Source organism: Bacteroidia bacterium, from assembly GCA_041391665.1.
GTDB lineage: Bacteria > Bacteroidota > Bacteroidia > J057 > J057 > JAGQVA01.
Genome location: JAWKNO010000003.1, coordinates 1,823,308 through 1,849,001 on the forward strand (window position 1 = coordinate 1,823,308; position 25,694 = coordinate 1,849,001).

Sequence of the window (25,694 nt, forward strand, 5' to 3'; positions counted from 1 at the left end):
ATCATTTATGACAAATATCACAATCCCCCTGATGGCTGATAAGGCCGCCGAAGGAAAAACCCCCGAATATTTGTTCTGGGTAGGTTGTGCCGGATCTTATGACGCCCGTTATCAGCGGGTAACCCAGGCTTTTGTCCGGATATTGTCCCATCTGGAAATAGACTACGCTGTGCTGGGACCAGAAGAAACCTGCACCGGCGACCCCGCCAAAAGAGCTGGAAATGAATTTCTCTTCCAGATGCAGGCCATGCAGAACATTGCGACGATGGATATGTACCACGTCAAAAAAATCATTACGGCCTGTCCCCATTGTTTTAATACCCTCAAAAACGAATATCCGGCGTTGGGAGGAAACTATGAAGTCATTCACCATTCCACCTTTTTGCAGCAATTGATACAGGAAGGAAAAGTAGTGTTACAGGGCGGGGGAGAATTTCGCGGAAAGAAGATCACCTATCACGATTCATGTTACCTTGGCAGGGCCAACGGCGTATATGAAGCGCCGCGGCAGGTGCTCGAAGCCCTTGATGCCGAGCTGGTGGAAATGAAACGCTGCCGTTCCAAAGGACTCTGCTGTGGAGCCGGAGGCGGGCAGATGTTTAAGGAAGCAGAAAAAGGAAATAAAGAAATAAACGTCGAAAGGGCAGAAGAAGCCCTTCAGACCGGAGCGGAAATCATCGCCAGCGCCTGTCCGTTTTGTATGACCATGATGGACGACGGAGTCAAACATTTTGAGAAAGAAACTTCCGTCAAAGTATTTGATATCGCAGAATTAATAGAAAAAGGGCTGAAAAAATAGTATTTTTAACCTCCCCGAGACCCTATATAACGAACCCTGCCGGAAGGCGGGGTTTATTGTGTGGTTAGCCGTGCATACAAGTGTTTTTTGTCTTCTGGAGGTTCACGCAAACTTCTCTAAGGTTTTGAAAACCAGGCAGAAATCAATCATGCGTGCGAAGACGCGCCCTTTGAATAAAAATGGGGAGGGGTCGCCGGTTGGCTATAATCCTGTCACCCCTTCGGGGTTGGATCTACGATCCGTTTTTCTGGCCGTAGGCAAAACCCCGAAGGGGTGACAGGATTATAGCACATGACGTGCCCCCTTTTTTACCTTTTCGAAGGGCGCGCCATTGCGCGCTAAAATAGGAATTAACGCTTTTACCAAGTTTTCAATAAGGTTTCGCAAAAACACAAAAAGGCACTTTGGGCTTACAACCTACCCCCCCATCTTCCCGATTAATTCCTGGAAGCGGGCTTCGCCGATTTGGGTACGGATTTGGTTTAAATATTTTTCGGGAGCTTTTATATTAGGAGAACCAATCTTTTGCATGGTAGAATGAGCCTCAAGAAATAATTTAAGTGCTTCTTCGGGTTTTTTCTGATATTCCAAAATAATGACAGCCATATTATTAAGAGTTGCACTTAAGCCTAATTTATACCCCGTTTGACGATTAATACGTAAGGCTTGATCAAAGTATTGGCTCGCTTTTTTGTAATCAATGAGGGTATATAATATTTCTCCAATGTTGTTTAAAGTTGTGGCTTCTCCTGTTAAATCACCTATTTCTCGGTTGATCTGAAGGCTTTTTTCCAGATACTGAAGAGCAGTTTTAAAGTCTTTACGTTTGGAATATACCTGAGCAATTAGATCAAAAGCAGCTCCCTGACCATGTTTGGCTCCAATTTTTTTGTGAATAAGAAGACTCTCATTCATATACTGAAGTCCCACTTCATCCTCATTCAGAACGAAAAACAACCTTCCCAAATTACCCAAAGTTAAACCTTCACCTAACTTGTCTCCAATTTCACGTCTAATCTGGAGGCTTTCTTGAAGATATTTAATTGCTATTTCGTAATCACCTTGATCAAAATATATCTGACTAATACTATTGAGGACTGTACCTTCACTATGCTTATCGCCTATCTCTTTACTAATATTCAAACTCTGCATAAAAAACACAAGCGCCTTTTTATAGTCCCCCATCTTATGCTTTATGGTTGCGAGATTCATAAGAGATATACTTTCACCCGATTTATCTCCGATTTCAAGGCTCAAGTTTAACCCTTGTTCCAGATATTGATCTGCTATTTCATAATTTCCTTGGTTCAAATAGATATTACCTATATTATTCAAACAAGTACCCTCATTTAGCTTATCACCAATTTCTTGCATAATGGCTATGCTTTTTTCCATATAAAGTAAAGCCATTTTGTAGTCGTTTTGATCATAATATATACCGCCAATATTGCCTAATACTTTTCCTAGTCCAGATTTATCACCTATCTTCTCCAGAATTTGCCGACTTTGTTCAAAATACTCAATTGCAGTTATATAATTACCTAAGGCATCATGAATCTTGCCGATATTCCCCAATGATCTGCCTTCCAATAATTTGTGGCCAATTTTTCGGCTAATTTTAAGGCAATGATCTAAAAAAAATAAAGATGTTTTATAGTCTCCCCGAGCATAATAAGTATTACCAATATTCCCCAATGTTTTCGCTTCTCCTGATATACTTCCAATTTCACGATTAATTTCTAGACTCTGTTCCAGATAAGAAAGTGCTTTTTCGTAATCACCCCTTGCATCATATATTTGGCTAATATTTCCCAAAACCATACTTTCATTCAACTTATCTCCGGTCTCAAGGCTAAGCATCAAGCTTAAATTAAGGTAAGAAAGTGCTTTCTCATAGTCACTTCTTGCGAAATATATTTGGCTAATACTATTTAATAACTGGCCTTCAGATTTCATATCACTAATCCCTCTACAGTATTCAAGAATTTCTTCCCAGTATTTCAGAGCATTATCATAATCTCCTGTATAATAAAATAATTCCCCCAGCCGGTTGCGCAATCCTGTGCTGATAATGTCTCCCGCCATCTGCGCAGCAGTCTCTGCATACACCAAGGCCTGCCGGTAAAGGGAAGCATCCCGATACACGCGGGAAAGCACATCTCCCAGCCTTGCCACTTCCTCTATATTTCCCGCCAGACAATAGTGGTAAAAGGCTTCTTCCTGGTGCTCCAACCTGCTCTGTGTATGGTTTTCGGCGGCATACCGGTAATATCGCCCTGCAGCTTCGTCTGAGAAGGGATAGGCGGTTTGCCCGTTTTCCCGCAGGTGGTCTTTGAGCAGGGGAACCACATACCAGTAAACCCGACCGGCAGGATCCTCGTGCCGCTCTGCCAGGGTCATCCGCGACAGGGTTTGCAATACGGGTTCCCATGACTGGTCGGGTTTCTGCAACCGTACCGCCATTTCTGTTACAGGTATGCGATAAGGGGCCAGCAGGTGCAATACCGTCCGCTCTCCTTCGGTCAGCAGGTCAAGCAGTTCACCAAGTATCAGCCGGTTGCCGCGCTCGCCACTGGCCATCTTTTCCTGCGCCGCCACAATCTCGCCTCCCAGCCCGGCCAGTCCTTTGAGGGCTTCCGGTAGTTTTTCGGGTCGCTCTGCAAGGATGCCGTCGAAGTATTCGAGCAGTCGGTAGTTGCCCCCCATCAGGGTATATAAGTCTTCGATAAAACCCCGGTAGCTTATATAGGCGGTTTTTACTTTGTTTTTTCCTGAAAAATCCTGTAACTGCTCCACCGACAACTGCATATACCGCTGATACAATTGTGTTTGCAGCGATTTTTTCCAGAAGTCATTTTTCCCTGCCTGATTCAGGCTTTCATCGTGAAGGTGATCCAGTCCCGACAAGGGGTAGCGGCTGGTAAAAATCAGGTAATACTCCGCTTGGGCAAGGGTCTGTATGACTTCTTCCAGTTCTTCATATTCGGGTTTGAAGGGTTGTCCCGGCCCCTGCTGAAAGTCTTCGAGGTTGTCAAATATAAAAACGGGTTTTATCCGCAGGTTTTCCAGTTCTTCCAGCAATACCCAGACCTGATCCACGACTTTTTCGATATCCTTCAAGCGGGTCTGGACGGTAAATTTTTTCTTCCGCAGGAAATACGCTTTCAGCGCCTCCACCAGTGCCGGAAGGCTGAGGCTGGTTTCGTTGAAAAAAAATGGTTCTACCTGTGGTTCTGCTGCCAGTAGTCGCTGCACGAGATGTTCGGAAAGGGCGGTTTTCCCGACTCCTCCCATCCCGCGAATCAGCACGGGTTGCTTCTGGCGAAGGGCCTTCAGCAGGCGCGCCCGCTCCTTCCGTCGCCCGACAAACTGATACCCCTTTTCATGGGTCAGCAGGATTTGTGCCTCACCGGTGGTAAATTTCACCCCCGCATAGCGGATTTCCTGTGCCGCTGCCGACCAGTCTGCCAGTTGAGTCACCTTCTTTGACATCAGTAGTTGCGGCATCAGCCAATGGTAAGGGGCGCGGATTCCTTTGGTTTCTTCAAATTCACGCTCACGGACAGACTCCGCCGCCGTGCGGAAGGCGCGGTGAAGGGGTTCTTTGGTTCCCAGTTCCTGATACAGCCTGGCCGCAAAGGCAGTGGCATAGTCATCGCGGATGCTTTCACTCATAGCGATAACCGCAGGAACTCCCGCCTGCAACAAAGCAGTTGCCACGCCCGTCTGTGTTGCATCTGCCCCTCCCTGCGCTGTCTGGCAGGAAGACAACACCAACAGCGGCGGTTTATGTTCAGGTTTGGCGTTGAGCACGGCAGCAAAATCAGCAGCTTTTACAGCCACCCGCTCCATCGTGCCCGGGGTTTCGAGTTCGAGCCAGCCAATGCCCTTGTGGAAGGCCCCATGTCCGCTGAAATGCAGGATATGCCAGGCGTTTTCGCGGAGTTTTTCGCGAAGGGCATCCAGCGAACCATCTTCGGTAAACTCGATTTTCACCTGCCCGGTCTCCAGCAGCGGGGCAAACGCGTTGATGATCTGGTCTTCCTCCTGTTCGTAATTGAGTCGCCGGTCCCACTCAGAGTCTTCCGGGGAGGCGATCATCACCAGGATTTTGAGCGGAAGAGCGATAGAGGGAAAATAATCGGGCAAGGTCTCCGCTGTTGCATTTCCCTTGACCAGAAACAGATGGGGAAACTCTGCGACCCCCAGCCGCCAAGGCAGGTTGAGCCACTCCGGGTTGTCGGAGCGAAGCAGGAGGGTGCGGTGTTCGGAGTTCTGCGCAGCGGCCGCAAGACATGCGGCCGATTCAGGCTGGTTTTCCAGCCAGGCGCGAAGGGCCTCACCGATGGGGGTGAGCGCCGAAGGCGGCAGGCCCTGGTTTTTGGCCTGGTTGAGCAGGCTAAGGTAGCGGGTTGCAAGGTCGGAGAGTCTATCGTCGGAAGGTGGAAAAATCTGGCTATGTGTCATGGGGGCTTATTCGCGGGTAATTGTATCGCTGTTGAAGGGTTCGTCGGGGATGGTAAATTCGACGTATCTGTCGCAAAATGGGCAGTATTTTTCGACGGTGAAGGATTTTCCGCCGCCTGTTTGGGGCTGATCTTTGACCTCCACCCCGATATCGTAGGTATGTTTCTGATCGCAGGGGCAGGTTACGGTATAGGTTTTTGTTGTGGATTTGGGCATATGTGTTTTTGTATTAATGTTATGTGAAATAAGGTTTTCGATGAACATGTGATTCCTCCGGAATCATGGGCTTTGCCCTGTTAAGCTTTTTTCTACAAACATTTGATCCCTCCGGGATCAGGGCTTTGCCCTGTTATACTTTTTTCTACAAACATTTGATCCCTCCGGGATCAGGGGCTTTGCCCTGTTATACTTTTTTCTACAAACATGTGATTCCTCCGGAATCATGGGCTTTGCCCTATCTCTGTTTTTTCTACAAACATTTGATCCCTCCGGGATCACCAGCTACGCCGGAATCAACGCAACCGGGCGAAGCCCGCGATCCCGGAGGGATCGAATGTTTGTAGCCAGAGGCATATCATATGTTAAGAACCGATTCCGGAGGAATCGCATGTTAGATCATTTTGCCTTTCACAGATAACCACAATTAAATCTTCGATTTAAACCGCCCTGATTTTCAACACATACACCACGGACAAAATCACCAATGCGGCGGTAAACAACATCGTCGCGGCAATCAGAAAACTGCGCTTGGTGCGTACAACCCGGTCGTGCATGGCTTCGACGGTGGCGATGGAATCATCACTGTAGCGGTAATTCCACGGAAACAGCACCAGAAATGCCGACAGTAGCGAAAACAGCCACAAACCAATGCCCGTAGCCACCCAACCGAAATACATTTTCCCGGCAAAGGCCGTTTCGTTGATATCGAGAAATATCGAAAGCGAGATGGAAATCATGCCCGCCAGAAATTTGGCGGCTTCTTCGAGACGCACAGGTTCCTCCTGCCGGGTTTTGAGGAGGTACTCGCGCCAGTTTTTTTTCTCCGGCGAGGCGAATCTGCCCGGAATCGGGGATTCAGGTTGGGTTTCGGGTGTGGGGTTGTTATCCATATATACAAATTAACACAAAAACGCAAATTATCCGAGAGCCTGTAATATAAATTATGCCTCCAGACGGTTTTGAAGGCTCCAGTGGTTTCAAGAGCCTCAACCACCGGGATCTTCGGCGCGGTTTAAATATTTTTCTAAAAAAATTAGATTTTTGGCTTTGTTATTGCTAATATTTTTAGCTTATTTGGCGTTACAAACGCATATTTAGTTTTTACAAGTCTAATTAAATCGGACAGAGATGAGAAGTACGGGAAAATACCCTTCAACCGGTAAGGAGAAGCGGTATCTGATGTTACCCCTGCCGCAAAACCTGCCGCGGAATTTCAGGAACCTGATCCTTGTGTTGACCCTGGTCCTGGGGAGTAATCTCCTGACCCATTGGCTGATAAAACCTGACACTACCGTGAGTCCGGAATCAGTAACTGTGCCGGGTGCAGAATTGTACCTGATGGACAAAGCCCGCTTATTCGTGGAGGAGGAGGAAAATTTTGAGCGTAAAGTCCGCGATATTTCCGACATGCTTGAAATACCTGCCGAATGGCTGATGGCTGTCATGTACGCTGAGTCGAAGTTTGACCCATCCGTAGCCAACTACAAAGGCAGCGGTGCCGTAGGGCTGATTCAGTTTATGCCCGGAACAGCCACCGAACTGAATGTTTCTTCTGAAAGGCTCCGGAGAATGAATTCTCTCCAACAACTGGAGTATGTATTTCTCTACCTCCAGAATGTCAGAGACCGCTATGGTGATTTCAGCAGCCTTACGGATTTATACCTTGGGATTCTTTATCCCAAAGCCATCGGACAGGATTTTTGTTACACCCTGTTTGGTAAACCCAGCCAGTCGTATGAACAAAACTCCGGACTGGACGAAGACAAAGATGGGAGAATCACGATCAGCGATATTGACAAAAGATTAAAGCGGCTGTTTCCTACAGCCTACATGACAGAAAAAGAGCGCTGACAAATCGCGGGGAGTTTGCTAATTTTCCCGAATGAATATTCCGGAAATTATGTTTCTCCTCGCAACACTTACCACCACCCTTATGACGGGGTTGATATGGTTTGTGCAAATTGTCCATTACCCGCTTTTTAATCAGGTAGGCGCAGAAGCTTTTGTAAACTATGAAGAAAAACATACTTTTCGCACCGGGCTGGTAGTCGTCCCGATTATGCTTACGGAGTTGGGAACCACCGTTCTGCTGTGGTTTTACCGACCGGAATTTGTTTCACTAGCAATGACATGCTGGCTGATTGGCCTGACTTTACTTATCTGGCTTTCCACATTTCTGCTACAGGTTCCGCAGCATAACAGGCTAAGCCGCCGGTTTGACGAAAGCAGTTATTACAAACTGGTCCGCACCAACTGGATCAGGACAATCGGCTGGTCCGTGAAAACTATTATTTGTTTTGGACTATTGATTCACCATTAGCCTAAAGGCTGACGGGTGAAGGTATTTTAATCCTCTCTGACTTTTACAGGTCTGTCAGTTTTTGCATAACTAAGCCGCCCAAGTTTTTGGGGGTTATGGTACACATCCAGCCCGCTGATAGCGAGTGATTGGGCTTTTTCAATGTGCAAAAGGCCATCTCCGCCCAGAATTTCCTCCGGAAAACGCGCCTCAACAAGTTTTCCGATGACGAGGATTGTGCCGTTGATTTCAATCGGATGTTCTTCCACAAACTCGAGCCCCAGCTTGATCCTGCTTTCTTTCACAAAAGGCGCGGGAAATTGTGGCGAAAACTCAACGGTAAGTCCGGTAGCATCGAATTCGGAGACATCTTCCGGATACCGGGCAGAAGTCTGGTGTGCGGCCTGGTAGATATCTGCGTGAATATGGTTTGCGGTGAAGTAGCCGGTAGCTTTAATGTTGAGATAGGTATGCCGCGGCACAGACACCGGCCGGGTAATAAAGCCAAACAATGGGGGATTGGAACCGATATGAATAAAGGAACTGAATACGGCAAGATTGGTCTGCCCGTGGCCGTTGACAGTGCCGATAAGCGTGGCACTTTTAAAGCCGGGGAGCGAGTTGATCAGTTCTGTCCGGAACTGCTTCTCCATCGCCATAATTTCCTCGTTGGTAATAATTTTTTCCATGATTTTCAATTTACACAATCCTTATCTATTTCAACACCCCCATTCCTCCGTCAATATGAAATACTTGTCCGGTAATCCAGCGGCTGGATTCGGAAAGAAGGAAGGCTGCCATGCCTGAGATGTCTTCCGGCTGTCCGATTTTGCGCAGCGGATTTCGTTCTGTAGCTTGCTGGACACGGGCTTCGTTGGCCAGCAATCTTGCAGCGAGCGGGGTATTGGTAAGGGAAGGTGCGATAGCATTAATGCGAATATCAGGTGCCCACTCTGCGGCCAGCGATCTTACCAGCCCCTCCACCGCACCTTTCGCAGAGGCAACAGAGGCGTGAAAAGCCATTCCGGTGCTGGCGGCAACGGTACTGAATAAGACAACAGAGGGGGCGCCCGCGGCCTTCAGATTTGGCAGGTATTTTCGAAGCGTTTTTACCGCACCCAAAACATTGATCTGGTAGTCATTCAGGAAATCAACGTCCTTCAGTGAGGAAAAAGGTTTCAGGTTAATGGTTCCCGGACAATACACCAGTCCGTCCAGCGGGATATCGATATTGGGAAAAGCAGGGGTATCTTGCCCGATATCGACTGAATAATGGCTTACCCCAGCAATAGAAGCTGTTTCGCGGGGTTCACGACTCAGTACAAGGATTTGATTTCCCGACACTGCCAGCTGTTGAACGATAGCCAGTCCGATTCCCGAACTACCACCTACGACCAAATAATTTTTCATGTACATCCTAACCCGCAAGCCGGATATTTGTTCTGCGTAATCCCAATCCCGGAAAAATAAAAAAGGCCCCTATGAGGAGCCTTGTATTTTCAGTATGAATGTCAAAAGGACAAAACACACCGGTTAACCCGCGTACAGTTCCGAAACTTTCTCCCAGTTGATAACATTGAAGAAAGCGGAAATATAATCAGGACGACGGTTTTGATAATTGAGGTAGTAGGCATGTTCCCATACATCCAGTCCGAGAATCGGCGTACCTTTTTGTTCGGCTACATCCATCAGAGGGTTATCCTGATTGGGGGTTGAAGTAACAGCCAGTGAGCCATCTGCTTTTTTGATCAGCCATGCCCATCCGGAACCGAAGCGGGTAGCCGCTGCTTTGGAGAAAGCATCTTTAAATCCTTCGAAAGAACCAAAAGCCGCGTCAATAGCAGCAGCGAGTGCGCCGGAAGGTACGCCTCCGCCGTTGGGGCTCATGGTTTCCCAGAAGAGACTATGATTGTAGAATCCACCGCCATTGTTGCGTATTGCCGCATTTGCCGGAGAAGCGATGAGCGCTTCGATAGATTTATTTTCCAGATCTGTACCTTGAATGGCAGCGTTCAGATTGTTTGTATAACCTGCGTGATGTTTTCCATGGTGAATTTCCATGGTTTTGGCATCGATATGTGGTTCCAGCGCATTGTGCGCATACGGAAGATTGGGAAGTGTAAAAGCCATAATATTTTGATTTGTTAACTTGGGTGATTAACTCAGCAATGAGTCCAATAGTTTGCAAAGTTAATAAATTTTAGAGACACAGTTTAGGTGAAACCGCAGCGGAAAGTCCAGTGATCAATAAAATAATTGCGGATATTCCTCCACAAATTTTTCATCATAGCGAATGATAAAAAAGGTGATGACCAGGAAAACCATCATACCGGCAAAACCTTTTGTGCTGCTCAGCAACGGATCGCCATCGACCACAAACAGCGCGGAAAGAATCGCCAGATTATTGATAATACCGGTAAAGGTTGCGGAGGCGTAAATGCTCCGCGCCTTAAGGGCAAAGTAGGCGAGGGGGAATGAAATCGCTACACAATAACCGACATTGGCAAAAAGAAACCACAAAAGATCAGCCGTAGGCTCAGGGTAATTGTAAAGAAAATAAGGGGCAGACCACAAGCCCCAGAATCCTCCGACAATCAGGTTGCTGCCCAGAAAACCCAGGCTTCGCGTTTCGATGAGCATAAATCCCCGCCAGCCGACTTCTTCTCCTACATTAAACAGGAGATTAAAAGTAGCTCCCGCAATGATCCCTAATACAGTAAGCCCCAGAAACAGGTAGATCATGCTGGATGGCATATAGATATGCAGAAAAGTTTGCCCCAGCCAGGGTGAAATTTTGTCAAATATCATTTGACCAAACTCCGGATTGCCGGGAGACACTTTACCAAAGCCGGGAATATGCATTACATTCCCCAAAAGGAATACCACTGCAACGGAACCTATGACTACCGCTACCGGAAGAAAAAGCGTTGTCAGAATCCACTTCAGGCTATAATGTTTGCGGTTCCAGCCATAGCGGGCCATGGAATCCCGATAGATGAGTTTCTGCATGACCAGTACGGCCAGTGCAGGGCCCCAGCTATAAGCGAGAAGACTCAATATCGGAGATACTAAAGATTCCGGGTCGCTGAAAAAATCGGCAACAATCAGCCCTGCCCAGCTTAAACCTGCGCTTAACAGCAAGTACAGGGATATTTTGAGGTAATTCATTTTCTGCAATGGTTGTTTCACCTCAATATAACGAATTTTCCGGTTAAACAGGTTCAGTTATCAAAACATTCTTCCCGCATCTGCTGAACTTTTTCCAGCCCCAGCTTACGCATCACTTCAATATTGCGAAGTGGAATACTTTCGGTATCTCCATAAGCATCTATAGCTGCCTCCAGGCTTTCGCCTCTGAGCAGATGCAACATAGGGTACGGTGAGCGGTTGGTATAATTTGCCGGGTCATCGTAGTCTGTGTCGTCAAACGTATAATCAGGGTGAAAGCCTGCTATTTGCACGAGATCTTCCATTTCCCCTTCTTCCAGCAGTTCTTCTGCCATATCTATAAAATCGAGATATAGCGGAAAGTCAGTAAGTATGTTAGGGTGAATCAGAAAAGTGGTTTCTACTTCTTCCGGATCTGCGGCAAGCAGGAAATCTATTTCAAAAAGTAGCTCCTGCATCAGATTCTCATGATTTTCGGCTTTGCTCATCTTATAGCGAACCTTGCCGGCATTCATCACCGATCCTGCAAATGGGCAAAGATTAAGTCCGACAACAATATTTTCGATCCATTTTTTCGTTTCTGCTGACATATTTCATTATTTTCTGACGGATACCCGCCAGGTGGTTGCGGTTTTGTATGTTTCTCCGGGGCTTAACAATGTAGAAGGAAATTGTGGTTGGTTGGGTGAATCGGGAAAATGCTGGGTTTCCAGGCAAAGTGCATTGCGTTTAGCATAGACTTTCCCCCCTTTACCTGTAATGCTTCCATTAAGAAAGTTGCCCGAATAAAACTGTACGCCGGGCTGATCGGTCAGTATCTCCAGCACGCGACCACTGGAAGGGTCATATACTTCCGCACGTTTTTGCATGCCTTCCGGGCCAGAGAATACAAAGTTGTGGTCATATCCTCCTCCCAGCCTGATCTGTTCATCATCTGCATTGATTCGCGCGCCGATAGCTGTGGCAACCCTAAAATCAAATGGCGTACCCTCTACAGACTGAATTTCTCCTGTAGGAATCAACCCGGCATCCACAGGCGTAAAACCATCGGCCATAATCATTAATTCGTGATTGAGAATGTCTCCACTCACGGCGAGGTTAAAATACGCGTGGTTTGTGAGGTTGAGCACCGTCTTTTTATCGGTAGTTGCCTCATATTCGAGACGAAGTTCATTTTCATTATTGAGCAGGAACCGGGTAATCACATCCAGTTTGCCGGGATACCCTTCCTCTCCATCGGCACTGGTATAGGTAAGTTCTACGCCAACGGCATCTTCCCGTGTGATTTCTTTTCCTTTCCACATTACCTGTCCAAAACCTTTCAGGCCGCCATGAAGGTGATTGACCCCATTATTGGCCGCCAGCTGATATTCCTGACCATCAATGGAAAACTTTGCCAGAGCAATACGGTTTCCATATCTGCCAATCGTCGAACCAAAATTGGGGTGCGGGCGGGTATAGTCTTCAACATTGTCAAAACCAAGGGTGATATCCGCCATATTTCCCTGTTTGTCCGGAGCGATCAGCGCAATAATTGTAGCGCCATAATCTATTACCCTCGCTTCAACTCCGTTTTTATTTTTCAGGGTAAATAAATGGATCGTCGCGCCATCGGGTGTTTTCCCAGATTCTTCGACTGCGACGGAAAGTCCATTGTCAGTTGTCGGTTGGTCGGATTGGGATTGATTTTCGCCCTGGCAGGCATACAAAAATACGGCAACTGCCAGCATTGTCACTATGGGGGAAAATTTTACAGACATAATCTTCAGGTATAAATGAGTAGTTGTTGTAGTTCGGTGAAGATAATACTTGAACCCGCACCTTAAAAAGATTTTTTTTACCTTTCCCCCGGAATCATCTGTCCTGGTAAATAAATTAGAATTCTGTGGAAGTAATAAACACCCTCATCATTGGTGCCGGCCCCGCCGGACTAGCCGTCGCAGGCAGGTTGCGCAAAGCCGACATCCCCTTTGAAATCATCGAAAAATCGGATAAAATCGCATGGTCCTGGCACAACCACTACGACCGGCTATGCCTCCACACCGTCAAACAGCTCTCTCACCTGCCTCATCTCCCCTTCCCGGAAACCTATCCGCTCTACGTCCCAAGAGAAGACCTTGCCAGTTATTACGAAAGCTATGCGCAGCATTTTGGCATCAATCCTCACTTCGGGCAGGAAATCATTTCTGTAAAAAAACAGGACAACCATTGGGTACTCAATACCCGGCAGGGAAAAATATTTGCTGCCGAAAATGTTGTCTTTGCCACTGGGATCAACCGTGTGCCTTTCAGCCCGGTCTGGGAGGGTCAGGAAAATTTTCGCGGAAAAATCATTCACAGCCGAAACTATAAAAACCCGGAGCCTTTCCTGGGCCAGCGGGTATTGCTCATCGGCATGGGAAATACAGGTGCAGAACTCGCGCTAGACCTGTGCGAGTCTGGCGTTGAGACCTATATTTCTGTTCGCAGCCCGATCAATGTCGTGCCCCGCGACGTGGGAGGCAGACCGGTACAGGTGACGGCCAGGATGCTGGAGAAACTTCCCTTTGGCCTTGGAGACTTTATCGGTACAATGGTACGCAAAATCGTAATCGGCGACCTTTCCCGCTACGGTGTGCCCATGTCGCGGCTTTCACCTGCTGAGCAGCTAAAAACGACCGGCCATACGCCGGTGATCGATCTGGGAACCGTAGCACATATCAAATCAGGCCGAATAAAAATTTTACCGGATGTCGATCGTTTTACCAATGAGGGTGTGCAGTTTAAGGATGGGAAAACCTACGCTTTTGACAGCATAATCCTGGCCACAGGCTACAGAGCCAATATCCATGAGTTTATAGAAAACCCAGAGCCGCTGCTCGATTCCTACGATATTCCCAAACAACCGATAGCAGAAGGGCCATATAAAGGATTGTTTTTTGTGGGGTTTGACAACTATAAACTGGGAGGTATTCTGGGAACTATTTTTAACGATTCGGAAGTAGTGGTAAAAGCAATTGCCCAAAAACAGGAAAGCGATTTCACCTCGGTTTAGGGAAAAATATCGGTCGAAAATGCAACAATGTTGAATCTATCTCTTAATTTCGACCCGAAGAGCTATGAAAAAAATATTAGGTTACATATTTACTCCTGTTCATTTACTGGCTTTTGGGCTGGTATTGATTGTATTTCATCCTGTTCAATGGCTTTGCCTGAAGCTGGGAGGCTATATCTGGCATAAGCGATCTGTAGATCTGATGAATTTTTTCCTGATGGAAAGCCTTTTGTTTATGGGAACCCGATGCAGGTTTAATATGAGTCAACCGTTGCCAACTGACCGGCCGCTCATCGTTGTAGCCAACCATCAGAGTCTGTACGACATACCTCCTTTTTTTTGGTATCTCCGCAGGCACCATGTCAAATTTGTCTCCAAAATCGAACTTGCCTACGGCAGCCCGAGTATATCCTTCAACCTCCGCCATGGTGGTTCGGTACTGATCGACCGGAAAGACCCACGCCAAGCCTTGCCTGCGATCAAAAAATTTGCCGAATACATCGAAGAAAATAAATACGCGGCCTGCATCTTCCCTGAAGGCACACGCAGTAAAACCGGTGAGCCCCGGCCATTTGCCCCCAGCGGCCTAAAAACGCTGTTGAAGTATGCCCCTTCGGCCATTGTGGTTCCAGTTACGATAAACAATGCCTGGAAAATCGTACAATACGGCAAATACCCTTTTTCATTTGGCGAAAGACCGGTATGGACCGTCCACCCCTATATAGATCCTAAAGGTCGAAACCCTGAAGAAGTAATGAAGGAAGTTGAACAAACTGTAGTTTCAGCTATCAGAAACTGACCTTAACTGTACTTTCAAAAAGATTATCTTTTTCTCACCTTACGCAATCTCCTATGTCTATCAAAAATGTCCGCCTGGAAGTCATGCATACAATCGAGAAGTTTATGGATGACTATATCGAAAAATTTCTCACCCCTATTGACACCCAATGGCAGCCTTTCGATCTCCTGCCAGATCCGACAAAGCCTGACTTTATGGAAAAAGTGAGAGAATTGCGGGAACTGGCCAAAGAGCTTAGCTACGATTTCTGGGCTGTTCTTATCGGAGATACCATCACCGAAGAAGCTCTCCCCACCTACGAATCATGGCTGATGGAGGTGGAAGGCGTGGACCAGGGAAATAGAAATGGCTGGTCAAGATGGGTACGCGGCTGGACAGCCGAAGAAAACCGCCACGGAGACCTGCTGAGTAAATACCTGTACCTCTCCGGGCAGGTCAATATGCGTGAAGTAGAAGTTTCTACCCAGCATCTTATCAATGACGGGTTTGATATCGGAACCATGCATGACCCGTACAGAAATTTTGTTTATACCAGCTTTCAGGAGCTGGCAACCAATATCTCTCACCGCAGGGTAGGTACCCTGGCTGTAAAAGCCGGAAATGCACAACTTGGCCGGATGTGCGGACAGATCGCTTCCGATGAGGCCAGACATGCACGTGCTTACCAGGCATTTGTGAAAAAAATCTTCGAATTTGACCCGAGCGAAATGATGCTGGCTTTTGAGGATATGATGCGCAAAAAAATCGTTATGCCTGCACATTTTCTGCGTGAATCGGGCGGAGCGGTAGGCAAACTGTTTGAACACTTCTCCAACTCCGCACAAAGGCTCGGTGTTTATACCACCCATGACTATATCCATATCCTCGACACACTGATCAAATACTGGGAAATAGATAAAGTAGTAGACCTTTCAGACCAGGCAGAAAGAGCCAGAGACTATATGATGCGTCTGCCCGAACGCCTGAAACGCGCAGCGGAAAGACTTTCTACCCCTACACTGGAATACAAGTTCAAATGGATTGCCGGATAAATTTTCTGCCCACCAACAATGAGTCAGATTTTGGATCGTTATAAGCGCAACAAAAAGGTTTTCACAAATCCTAACCACTATTGATATGAAAAACAAGTACTTCATTTTTCTGCTTACCGGTTTTTTTATGTTTAGCTTGCCAGCCTTCGCAGGTCAGGCAGACGGAACACTTTCAACAGAGAACGCACGTTCTTCAGAGAACTTTTCTGCCGCTCCTCAGCAGCTCGAAAAAGCCCATAAAAAAGCCTATCGCAAAGAAGCCCGCAAAGCGATGGTCAAACAACTTTTTTCCAGGGACAATACGGCTGAAGACCTCGATCCGGTGATTTTGATTATTCTGGCTATTGTCATTCCACCGCTCGCTGTGTACCTCTATGATGGCGCCGCGACCAACCGTTTCTGGCTGAACCTCATCCTGACCCTTTTGGGTTATGGTGGACTGGGTATCCTGGGATTTGGTTATATCGGTGGTCTCGTAGCGATTATCCACGCACTGCTGATTGTAACCGGTACGATTTAAGAAAACAGCTTATCTCAGTATGAAAATACTCACCCTGATCACTTTCGTGATCAGGGTTTTTTTATGGGTTTCTTTATTCTACCCATATTACTAAATTTGCAGATCAAAAATTTTTAGACCTTATGAACAGAGTTCGCAATTTATTTCTGCTATTGATTTTTCCGGTATTGATATTTTCCGCTTGTAAGGGTACAAAAACAGCCAGCCAGCCACAGGCAGCAGCTGTAGCAGAGCCCGTACTTCTCGGTTTTGACAAAGAAAATGTCAGTAAAGAAGAGTTTGAGCGGGTATATGCCAAAAATAACGGAGGGAAAGAACTTGCAGCCAGCCATACCCAGGCTCAACTGCAGGAGTACCTCGACCTCTATATCAACTTCAAACGCAAGGTTTTTGAAGCCGAAGCGATGGGACTTGACACGACCCCCGCATTTAAGCAGGAGTTTAATACTTACCGCAAACAACTGGCTCAGCCCTACCTTTCTGCCAAAGAGGTGGAAGACGAACTGATAAAAGAAGCCTATGACCGTTCAGGGTTTCTGGTCAATGCCAGCCACCTGCTTGTAACGGTTGACCAAAGCGCTTCCCCCGAAGACACAGCAAAAGCATTTGCCCGGGTGATGGCTTACCGCGACTCGATTGTCAATCATGGCAAAGATTTCGGAGAAATGGCCGAAAAATACTCCGATGACCCTTCGGCAAAATCAAACAAAGGAAACCTGGGCTATTTCACAGCCTTCGATATGGTTTATCCTTTTGAGACAGCTGCCTTCACGACCCCTGTAGGTCAGGTTTCTCAGCCCATTCGCACAAGGTTTGGCTATCACCTGATCTTTGTCCATGACAAAATGGCCTCAACCGGCACCAAAAGAGTAGCTCATATCATCGTCAGAGTGGGTGACCGATATTCTTCCAAGACAGAAGAACAGGCAGAAAAACGTATCCGTGAAATCTACGACCAATTAAAAGCCGGTGCTGATTTTGCACAACTCGCTGCGCAATTCTCCGATGACCCGTCCTCTTCCAACAAAGGTGGCGATCTGGGAACCGGAAGGCTCCTTCCAGAAATGGAAAACCTCAAACTTCAGCTCGCCGAAGGTGAATTTTCCGAACCCTTCACCACCCGCTTTGGCTGGCATATCCTGAAAGTAACAGAAGAAGAAAAACGGGCATCATTTGATGATTCGCGCAATATCCTCAAACAAAAGATTTCGAGAGACTCCAGAGCCCAAATCAGCCGCAATGCCCTGGTGGAAAAAATCAAGAAGGAAAATTCTTTTGCACTCAACAAAGCCAACTTTGACGAGTTTAAAGCAACCCTCGACGAGTCATTCCTGCGTGGCGTATGGAAACCCGATACCGCCAAAACCGCGCTTTACCAGAAGCCCCTCTTTACCCTCGGCGCATCATACATTCAGCCGATCCAGGGGTTTGTTGACTTTTATGTACGCACACGCTCACGGCGGACAGGAATGACCGTATCCCAGGCTGCCGATGAAATCCTCAATACATGGCTGGAACAGGAATTGCTGAAATACGAAGAGGATCAACTTCCCAACAAAAACCCTGATTTTCGATATCTGCTAAAGGAATACCGGGATGGAATCCTGTTATTTACCCTTATGGAACAAAAAGTCTGGAAAAAAGCAGTGGAAGATACCACCGGGCTGAAAAAATATTATGAAGATCACCAGTCCGAATTCCATGCAGGCGAAACCGTGGATGTAAAAGAATATCGCACCACAGATGAAGAGGCCATTAACCAGGTAAAAACACTGATTGCAGCAGGGAAATCTGATGCAGAAATTGAAGAAGAAATCAATCATAGCTCTGCCCTGAAACTCAGCATTACCAGCCAGACCTATGAAAAAGAAAAAGGAGAAGTCCCAGCCGAATTGTTTTCTCAGCCCGTAGGTTATCAGACAGAAACCCTTCAGCAGAATAATTTTTTCAGAATTCTTATCAGTGTAGAAAAAAATCCTGCAGGCGTTCAGCCATTTGAAAAAGTAAAATCACAGGCAATCACTAAATACCAGGACTTCCTGGAAGAACAATGGCTGGCCGAACTGGCAAAAAAATATCCGGTAAAAATTAATGAAAGTGTATTTAACAACCTGTTCAAATAATACGAGGTACAACCTTTCACAGGTTTGTATCGTCTTGCTTCTATTGACATTCGCTGCCTGCCAAAATAATACAGGGCCAGGTAAAGGAGATGTGATCGCCCGTTTCGATAACGAATTATTGTTGCGGGAAGAAGTCGATTATTTTACACCAGACACCCTGAAGGGGGAAGACAGTATAAAATATGCAAAACAATATATCGAAGAATGGGTTCGTAGCCAGACCATTGCCAGTGCAGCATTGCGGGAAGTCGATGATCTGGAAAATAAAGTGAATTATAAACTGAAGACCTATGAGAAAAAGTTAATGGAAACTGAGTTTGCCGCGTGGCTGATTCAGGAAAAACCAGAGCTGCTGATCGTGTCTGATGCAGAGATTCGCAATTATTACAACAAATATCCTGATAAATTTGTCTCTAAACAGGAATATTACCAGTACTTCTATATTTCAACCAAACTGGAAAGACAATATCAACTCGTCAATGAAATGAAAACCACCGATCCGCAGAAAATAAAGGAACTTATCACCTGGTCTGCGACCAATGCGGCGGATTTTCGGCTCGACAGCACTTATGTTCCCGGCGTAGAACTCGACCGTATATCCAAAGGCTTCTATTTCGGAAATATCCGGAAAGCCTCAGAAAGCACCGTCTATCCCTACGCCCATACCGAAGATGAGACAACCTATTATGATTTTTTCCGGCTATTGGATGTCATTAACCCCGGAGACCAGTTGCCGCTGAGCCTTTGCCGCGACAGAATCATTAATATCATTCTCAACCAGCGGAAAAATACACTTGTTGACCAAACTGAATCAAACCTTATCCAACAGGCAAAAGCCGCCGGAAAGGTTACCTACTATTGAACCTCTTATGAAAATCTTACCGTTTTATTGCCGGTTTTTACTGCTTCCTGTAATGCTGGTCTTTATGACAAAAGCCCAGGCCCAGTCACAACTACTTGACAGGATTGTAGCTATTATCGGAGAAGAAATTATCCTGGAGTCAGACGTTGACAACCAGTACAACTACATGGTGATCAATGGTCAAAAAGACGACGGAACCCTTCGTTGCCAGGTCATGGATAATCTCATCGTTTCAAAACTCCTTCTCAATAAAGCTATTCAGGACAGTATTGAAATCTCCGAAGCTGAAGTCGAAGTCGAAATAGATCGCCGCATTAAATATACCCTGGAGCAAATGGGGGGAGAGAAAAAGTTTATGGAAGTGTATGGAAAAACGGTCGATCAGTTCCGAATAGATATCAGAGACGATATCCGGAATGAATTGCTGATCAATAAACAACGCGGTGAAATGATGGAAGGGGCAAAAATCACCCCGAAAGAAGTCAAACAGTTTTTTAAAATAATCCCTGTCGACAGCCTGGGGCTACTACCCGCTGAAGTCCAGATCAACCATATTGTCATTACGCCTCCGTTTTCGAAGGAAAGCGAAACAAGAGCCAAAGAATCGCTGGCAGAAATACGAAAAAAAATCATGGATGAGGGCGCGGACTTTGGCGAGCTGGCGGCCAAAAACACAGAAGAGCCCGGAGGGCGGGAAAGAAAGGGCGACCTGGGCTGGTTTGGCCGCGGGCAAATGGTACCTGAATTTGAAGAAGTTGCCTACCAAATGCGCGTTGGAGAGGTTTCCGCACCCTTTAAGACGGAGTTTGGCTACCACATCGTCAAGCTGTATGAAAAAAGAGGAGAAATGGTCCACGCTGCCCATATCCTCAAACGCCTTTCCTACAGCACCAACGGTGATTCCATCGCGATTGATTCCCTGACAAAGATTATGGAACTGGTCAACACCGACTCCCTTACATTCGAGCAGGCAGCCATTCTTTACTCTTCGGACCGGAACTCCAAACACTGCGGCGGCTGTATATCCAACCCGCAAACCAACGAACTTCGTATCCCGATGGATGCGCTGGATGCCGATATGTATTTCAAAATTGATGAAATGAAACCCGGGGAAATCTCCAAACCTATGGAACTGCTTCAACCCGACGGATCCAGAGCGTTTCATGTGATTTACCTTAAAAATAAAATCCCCCCACATACCCCAAACCTGCAGGACGATTACCAAAAAATTCAAAATGCTGCTCTGCAAAACAAGCAGTCAGAGATTTTTGATAAATGGTTGCAATCCGCTAAGAAAAATATCTATATTGACATCAAACCCACAGAATGTTCAAACGCACTTAAAAACTGGGTCGAATAATGCAGAAATATAAAAGCGAGGTTGAGGCCGCAGACGCGCTCGCCCAAAAATACCTGGAACTGAAAAAAGAGATCAGCAAAGTAATTATCGGACAGGATGATGTAATTGAAAAATTACTCATTGCCCTTTTTTGTAAAGGGCATTCGCTGTTGGTAGGTGTACCTGGTCTCGCCAAAACCCTCCTTATCAGTACGATAGCGGAGGTACTGGATCTTAAATTTAGTCGTATCCAGTTTACCCCTGACCTGATGCCAAGTGACATTATTGGTACAGAAATCCTTGAAATTGACGAAGAGTCCAATAAAAAGTACTTCAAGTTTATCAAGGGACCCGTATTTGCCAATATCGTCCTCGCAGATGAGATCAACCGTACTCCCCCAAAAACTCAGGCTGCCCTATTGGAAGCCATGCAGGAGAAAAAGGTAACTATCGCAGGGGAAGACCATAAGCTGGAAGCGCCGTTTTTTGTACTTGCCACCCAGAACCCCATCGAGCAGGAAGGTACCTATCCCCTGCCGGAAGCTCAGCTTGACCGGTTTATGTTTAATATCATGGTGGGGTATCCATCCATAGAGGAAGAAAAAGAAATCGTAAAAAGAACAACCGGCAACGCCGCACCGCAACTGAATACCATTCTTTCGCGGGAAGATATTCTTTATTTTCAGGATCTGGTGCGAAGTGTGCCGGTTACCGATAATGTTGTGGATCATGCCGTACGGCTTGTCAACAAAACCCGTATCAATACCCCACATGCTGCACCTGGTATCAAAGAACTGATTACCTGGGGCGCAGGACCACGAGCCTCACAATATCTGATCCTGGGAGCCAAAGCCACCGCATTACTAAGAGGAAAATACTCCCCTGACATCGAAGATGTCAATGAGGTAGCAAAATCAGTCCTCCGCCACAGAGTTGTCGCATCCTTTACAGCAGAAGCTGAAGGCATTACAACTGATGATATTATCGATAAACTCCTGTAAAATACAGGAGTTTATCTCTCGCCATTTATGCTGCAACCCATTTGTTCCTTTTGAAAAGCACCCGTTATCTTTTTTCACAAACAGGATCAACTCTAAACTTTAACATTATGCACCGCATATTTATCCTTACATTTTTTGCGTTGGGCATGTTCGCATGCAACAACAGTTCCTCCGAACAAACCACTCAGGATACAACGCCTGAAACTGTTTCCCGGTCAGTCAAACTGGAAAATAAGGGTCTCGCTTCCCCTGAGTCAGTCATTGGGGATGGAACATTTTTTTATGTATCCAACGTTGGGGTAGAACTCAAACCTATGGATAAAGACGGCGATGGTTTTATCGCCAAACTGGATGCCGAAGGCAATGTCGTGGAAGAAAAATTTATTACCGGACTCGACGCGCCAAAAGGATCAGCAATAGTAAGTGGCAAATTGTATGTAGCCGATGTCGATAAGGTAAAAGTATTTGACCTCGCGACCAAAGCCGCAGCCGGAGAGGTGGATTTTTCAGCAAATGGAACCTCTTTCCTCAATGATATTGCTGTGAAAAACAATCGCGAAATCTTTGTTTCCGCTACGGATATTGGCAAAATATTTTCCATCAACCTCGACGATCTCTCCGTAACAGAAGTAACGACCGACGCGCCCGTTGCAGGCCCTAACGGACTCTGGTGGGACGAAGCCGGCAACCGCCTGCTGATCGCCTCCTACACCGGCAGTATTGATGGAAAACTTTGCGCAATCGACTTTAAGCCCGAAGGCAATCAATATCACCCGATCAATGATTTTGGCGGATTTCTGGATGGAATTGCCATTACCGCTGGTGGCAAACTCGTATTCTCAGACTGGAACTCTGCCGGTATTCAGATGACAGATCTTTCTGGAGGAGCAACAGAAAGAGTAACTATGCCGGTTGACAGCATAAAAGGCCCTGCAGATTTTTACTACAATGCTGCAAAAAATGAACTCTGGGTTCCTGCCATGCAAGAGAATGTTATTTATATTCAAAGTCTTTAATTAATTGTCCGGTATCACCTGGATGAACTTTTTCCGGTATTAAATTTGACCTGTCCGCAGATGCAGCAGATTCAAGACAAACTTTCTATCCTTGCCGCTTCGCTTGAAGGGGATTTATACTACGATCACACGATGCGGGTGCTTTATGCAACGGATGCCTCTGTGTATCGCGAGTTGCCCCTGGCCGTCGCCATGCCAAAAAATGCCGACGATCTCAAACAATTGATCCATTTTGCCAGGACAGAAAAAACGTCTTTGATTCCCCGCACAGCAGGAACTTCACTCGCCGGGCAATGTGTGGGAGAAGGTATCGTAGTAGACACCTCCCGCTACATGACCGGAATACTGGAGGTCAATAAAGAAGAAAGTTGGGTAAAAGTTCAGCCAGGTGTTATCCGCGACGATCTCAACAAATACCTGCGGCCCTACGGCCTATTTTTTGGCCCGAATACCTCTACGGCAAACCGCGCCATGATCGGTGGAATGGTAGGCAATAACTCCTGCGGCTCTTATTCGATCGTATATGGCACGACCCGCGATCATGTGATCGAGCTCAAAACCATCCTCAGTGATGGAAGTGAAGCAGTATTCGGCCCGCTGACTCAGACACAATTTGAAGAAAAATGTGCCCTCCCTACACTGGAAGGGCAGATCTACCGCCACATCCGGGAAGAGCTTAGCCAACCCGGGCAACAGGAAGAAATACGAAGAGAATTTCCCCGGAAAGAACTTCACCGCAGAAATACCGGCTACGCCGTCGATGTGCTCCTCGACAGTGAGGTATTTACCGAAGGTGGTACCCCCTTCAACTTTTGCAAACTGATTGCAGGATCAGAAGGAACCCTCGCCTTTCATACTGAAATAAAAATCCATGTGGACCCGCTGCCTCCCAGGGTGACCGGGCTGATATGTATCCACCATACCTCCGTAGCAGAATCGCTGAAAGCGGTCCTCGTTGCGCTCAAACACAACCCGCGTGCAGTGGAGCTGATGGATAAAATTGTGATGGATTGTACCAAAGGCAACCGCCTGTATCAGAAAAACAGGTTTTTTGTCGAAGGAGATCCACACGCAATTCTCGTAATAGAGCTGGGCGGAGATACGAAAGAAGAAGTGGAAGCCCGCCTGCTGGCTGTTGAAGCAGATATGCGCGCCGAAAATTATGGGTACGCTTACCCACGTGTTTTTGGCCCAGACATCAACAAAGTATGGGATCTGCGCAGTGCCGGCCTCGGGCTATTGTCCAATGTACCCGGCGATGCAAAACCCGTAGCAGTGATTGAGGATACGGCGGTTTATCCCGACGAACTTCCTGACTATATCGCAGCGTTTTCAAAAATGATGGAAACCTACGGCCAACAGGCTGTTTATTATGCCCACGCAGGGGCAGGCGAACTGCACCTCCGGCCCATTCTCGATCTGAAATCACCGAAAGACCGGAAACTCTTCAGGGATATCGCACAGTCAACGGCAGAACTCGTAAAAAAATACAGAGGATCTCTTTCCGGTGAGCATGGCGATGGAAGAGTCAGAGCAGAATTTATCCCGCTGATGGTAGGTGAAAATAACTACCAGTTACTTCGCCGGATCAAACAAACCTGGGACCCCGTCAATATTTTCAATCCGGGGAAAATCGTAGATGCCCCACCGATGGATGTTTCGCTGCGGTATGAAGGGGTAAAAGAAACCCGCCAGTTTGATACTGTATTCGATTTTTCGGATAGCGAGGGAATCCTCCGCGCTGCGGAGAAATGCAATGGTTCCGGCGACTGCCGGAAAACACACCTTTCCGGCGGCACGATGTGCCCGAGTTATATGGCTACCCGCGATGAGAAAGATACCACAAGAGCCAGAGCCAATATTCTCCGGGAAATCCTCACCCGCTCCAATGACGAAAACCCTTTCGCCAGTGAAGAAATCCACGAAGTCATGGATCTCTGCCTCGGCTGTAAAGGCTGTGCCTCCGAATGCCCGTCAAATGTCAATGTCGCAACCCTAAAGGCCGAATTTCTCCACCAATACTATAAAAAATCAGGCGTTCCTATGCGGGCAAAAGCCTTTGCAGGTATTTCCCGCCTCAATAACTTCGCCGCAATTGCACCCGGCATCAGTAATTTTTTTATGGGTAATGCGCTATCAGGTGGGCTCATGAAAAAAGCGCTGGGCGTTGCCGCTAAACGCAACCTGCCAGCTATTTATAAAACCACACTCCGGAAATGGTTTGATAAACAGGTTTTCAAACCTGTCAATAACCCCAAAGGGACTCTCTACTTTTTCTTCGATGAGTTTACCAATTTCAACGACGTGGAAGCAGGCATCAAAGCCATTCAGTTGCTCCACCGGCTGAACTACGAAGTAAAAACCGTCGCTCATGCAGAAAGTGCACGGGGATATATTTCCAAAGGACTTTTACCCACTGCACGTCGTATTGCTATGTACAACGTGGAAGTATTTAAAGATATCATTACTGAAGAAACTCCACTGATCGGCATAGAACCCTCCGCCATACTGGGTTTCAGAGATGAATATCCCAAACTGGTAATCAAAGAATACCGGGAAACCGCCGAAAAACTGGGAAAAAATGCACTGCTGATTGATGAATTTCTCGCCAGGGAAATTGCGAAAGGAAATATTTCGAAAGAATCATTTACTACCGGGAAAAAACATATACTGCTGCACGGACACTGTCATCAAAAAGCGCTGTCTTCGGTGGAAGTTTCCCGCACACTCTTATCCCTTCCTGAAAACTATACAGTCGAATTGATCCCTTCCGGATGCTGCGGAATGGCAGGTTCGTTCGGATATGAAAAAGAACATTACGATGTTTCGATGAAAATCGGGGAACTTGTTCTTTTTCCTACCGTAAGAAAAGCAGAAAATAATACCATCATCGCTGCTCCCGGAACCAGTTGCCGCCACCAGATTGCAGACGGCACAGGCCGGAAAGCGCTGCACCCTGCAGAGATTTTGTGGGAGGCTCTGAGTTAAGCTAAGACATTCCCCTCAAAAAACGTTAT

Annotated in this window: 22 protein-coding genes; 13 read left to right on the forward strand and 9 right to left on the reverse strand. The window is 46.7% G+C overall.

Features of this window, described 5'->3' with window-relative positions:
• The first annotated feature begins 7 nt into the window (after positions 1–7).
• Positions 8–799: a (Fe-S)-binding protein gene (locus R3D00_30170; GenBank protein ID MEZ4777481.1), complete on the forward strand. Its 792-nt coding sequence runs from the start codon at positions 8–10 to the stop codon at positions 797–799.
• Positions 800–1,216: 417 nt separating this feature from the next.
• On the opposite strand, the gene R3D00_30175 is transcribed toward R3D00_30170, so the two are convergent.
• The 3 genes from R3D00_30175 to R3D00_30185 form a co-directional block, all read right to left on the reverse strand.
• Entirely contained in the window at positions 1,217–5,266 is a 4,050-nt protein-coding gene (locus tag R3D00_30175; GenBank protein MEZ4777482.1) for a tetratricopeptide repeat protein, read from the reverse strand.
• A 6-nt stretch (positions 5,267–5,272) separates the two neighbouring features.
• Positions 5,273–5,482 carry a hypothetical protein gene (locus R3D00_30180; protein ID MEZ4777483.1) on the reverse strand — a complete coding sequence of 70 codons (210 nt, stop codon included), beginning with the start codon at positions 5,480–5,482 and terminating at the stop codon, positions 5,273–5,275.
• A gap of 440 nt (positions 5,483–5,922) precedes the next feature.
• Entirely contained in the window at positions 5,923–6,375 is a 453-nt protein-coding gene (locus R3D00_30185; protein MEZ4777484.1) for a hypothetical protein, read from the reverse strand.
• 238 nt (positions 6,376–6,613) lie between these two features.
• Here R3D00_30185 and R3D00_30190 point away from each other — a divergent pair, with 238 nt between their 5' ends.
• Entirely contained in the window at positions 6,614–7,336 is a 723-nt protein-coding gene (locus tag R3D00_30190) for a transglycosylase SLT domain-containing protein (protein MEZ4777485.1), read from the forward strand.
• Positions 7,337–7,367: 31 nt separating this feature from the next.
• Entirely contained in the window at positions 7,368–7,805 is a 438-nt protein-coding gene (locus R3D00_30195) for a hypothetical protein (GenBank protein ID MEZ4777486.1), read from the forward strand.
• A gap of 26 nt (positions 7,806–7,831) precedes the next feature.
• Here R3D00_30195 and R3D00_30200 read toward each other — a convergent pair whose 3' ends face one another.
• From R3D00_30200 to R3D00_30225, 6 genes are all read right to left on the reverse strand, one after another.
• On the reverse strand, positions 7,832–8,473 hold the full coding sequence (locus tag R3D00_30200) for a flavin reductase (protein MEZ4777487.1): 642 nt from the start codon (positions 8,471–8,473) through the stop codon (positions 7,832–7,834).
• A gap of 25 nt (positions 8,474–8,498) precedes the next feature.
• Positions 8,499–9,194: an SDR family oxidoreductase gene (locus tag R3D00_30205; GenBank protein MEZ4777488.1), complete on the reverse strand. Its 696-nt coding sequence runs from the start codon at positions 9,192–9,194 to the stop codon at positions 8,499–8,501.
• Between the two features lie 123 nt (positions 9,195–9,317).
• The gene (locus R3D00_30210; GenBank protein MEZ4777489.1) at positions 9,318–9,914 is read right to left on the reverse strand and encodes a superoxide dismutase; all 597 of its coding nucleotides are present in this window, start codon (positions 9,912–9,914) and stop codon (positions 9,318–9,320) included.
• 114 nt (positions 9,915–10,028) lie between these two features.
• Positions 10,029–10,952: a hypothetical protein gene (locus R3D00_30215; GenBank protein ID MEZ4777490.1), complete on the reverse strand. Its 924-nt coding sequence runs from the start codon at positions 10,950–10,952 to the stop codon at positions 10,029–10,031.
• A 53-nt stretch (positions 10,953–11,005) separates the two neighbouring features.
• On the reverse strand, positions 11,006–11,542 hold the full coding sequence (locus R3D00_30220; protein MEZ4777491.1) for a DUF1415 domain-containing protein: 537 nt from the start codon (positions 11,540–11,542) through the stop codon (positions 11,006–11,008).
• Positions 11,543–11,548: 6 nt separating this feature from the next.
• Entirely contained in the window at positions 11,549–12,712 is a 1,164-nt protein-coding gene (locus R3D00_30225; GenBank protein MEZ4777492.1) for an aldose epimerase family protein, read from the reverse strand.
• 125 nt (positions 12,713–12,837) lie between these two features.
• On the opposite strand from R3D00_30225, the gene R3D00_30230 reads away from it, so the two are divergent.
• From R3D00_30230 to R3D00_30275, 10 genes are all read left to right on the forward strand, one after another.
• A complete protein-coding gene (locus R3D00_30230) occupies positions 12,838–13,986 on the forward strand; it encodes an NAD(P)/FAD-dependent oxidoreductase (protein ID MEZ4777493.1) in 1,149 nt (382 codons plus the stop codon).
• A 64-nt stretch (positions 13,987–14,050) separates the two neighbouring features.
• Positions 14,051–14,785: a lysophospholipid acyltransferase family protein gene (locus tag R3D00_30235; protein MEZ4777494.1), complete on the forward strand. Its 735-nt coding sequence runs from the start codon at positions 14,051–14,053 to the stop codon at positions 14,783–14,785.
• Positions 14,786–14,838: 53 nt separating this feature from the next.
• Positions 14,839–15,816 (forward strand): acyl-ACP desaturase, encoded by a 978-nt coding sequence (locus tag R3D00_30240; GenBank protein ID MEZ4777495.1) that lies wholly within the window; start codon positions 14,839–14,841, stop codon positions 15,814–15,816.
• An 85-nt stretch (positions 15,817–15,901) separates the two neighbouring features.
• The gene (locus R3D00_30245) at positions 15,902–16,336 is read left to right on the forward strand and encodes a YqaE/Pmp3 family membrane protein (GenBank protein MEZ4777496.1); all 435 of its coding nucleotides are present in this window, start codon (positions 15,902–15,904) and stop codon (positions 16,334–16,336) included.
• Positions 16,337–16,458: 122 nt separating this feature from the next.
• Positions 16,459–18,459 (forward strand): peptidylprolyl isomerase, encoded by a 2,001-nt coding sequence (locus R3D00_30250; GenBank protein MEZ4777497.1) that lies wholly within the window; start codon positions 16,459–16,461, stop codon positions 18,457–18,459.
• Positions 18,428–19,321, forward strand: a complete 894-nt coding sequence (locus R3D00_30255; protein ID MEZ4777498.1) for a hypothetical protein — start codon at positions 18,428–18,430, stop codon at positions 19,319–19,321. The genes R3D00_30250 and R3D00_30255 overlap by 32 nt, the downstream gene beginning before the upstream one ends.
• 7 nt (positions 19,322–19,328) lie before the next feature.
• The gene (locus tag R3D00_30260) at positions 19,329–20,681 is read left to right on the forward strand and encodes a peptidylprolyl isomerase (GenBank protein MEZ4777499.1); all 1,353 of its coding nucleotides are present in this window, start codon (positions 19,329–19,331) and stop codon (positions 20,679–20,681) included.
• Positions 20,681–21,661, forward strand: coding sequence for a MoxR family ATPase (locus R3D00_30265; GenBank protein ID MEZ4777500.1), 981 nt, complete (start codon positions 20,681–20,683; stop codon positions 21,659–21,661). The genes R3D00_30260 and R3D00_30265 overlap by 1 nt, the downstream gene beginning before the upstream one ends.
• Positions 21,662–21,768: 107 nt before the next feature.
• Positions 21,769–22,677: an SMP-30/gluconolactonase/LRE family protein gene (locus R3D00_30270; protein MEZ4777501.1), complete on the forward strand. Its 909-nt coding sequence runs from the start codon at positions 21,769–21,771 to the stop codon at positions 22,675–22,677.
• Positions 22,678–22,737: 60 nt separating this feature from the next.
• Positions 22,738–25,665, forward strand: coding sequence for an FAD-linked oxidase C-terminal domain-containing protein (locus R3D00_30275; GenBank protein MEZ4777502.1), 2,928 nt, complete (start codon positions 22,738–22,740; stop codon positions 25,663–25,665).
• Positions 25,666–25,694 lie beyond the last annotated feature (29 nt).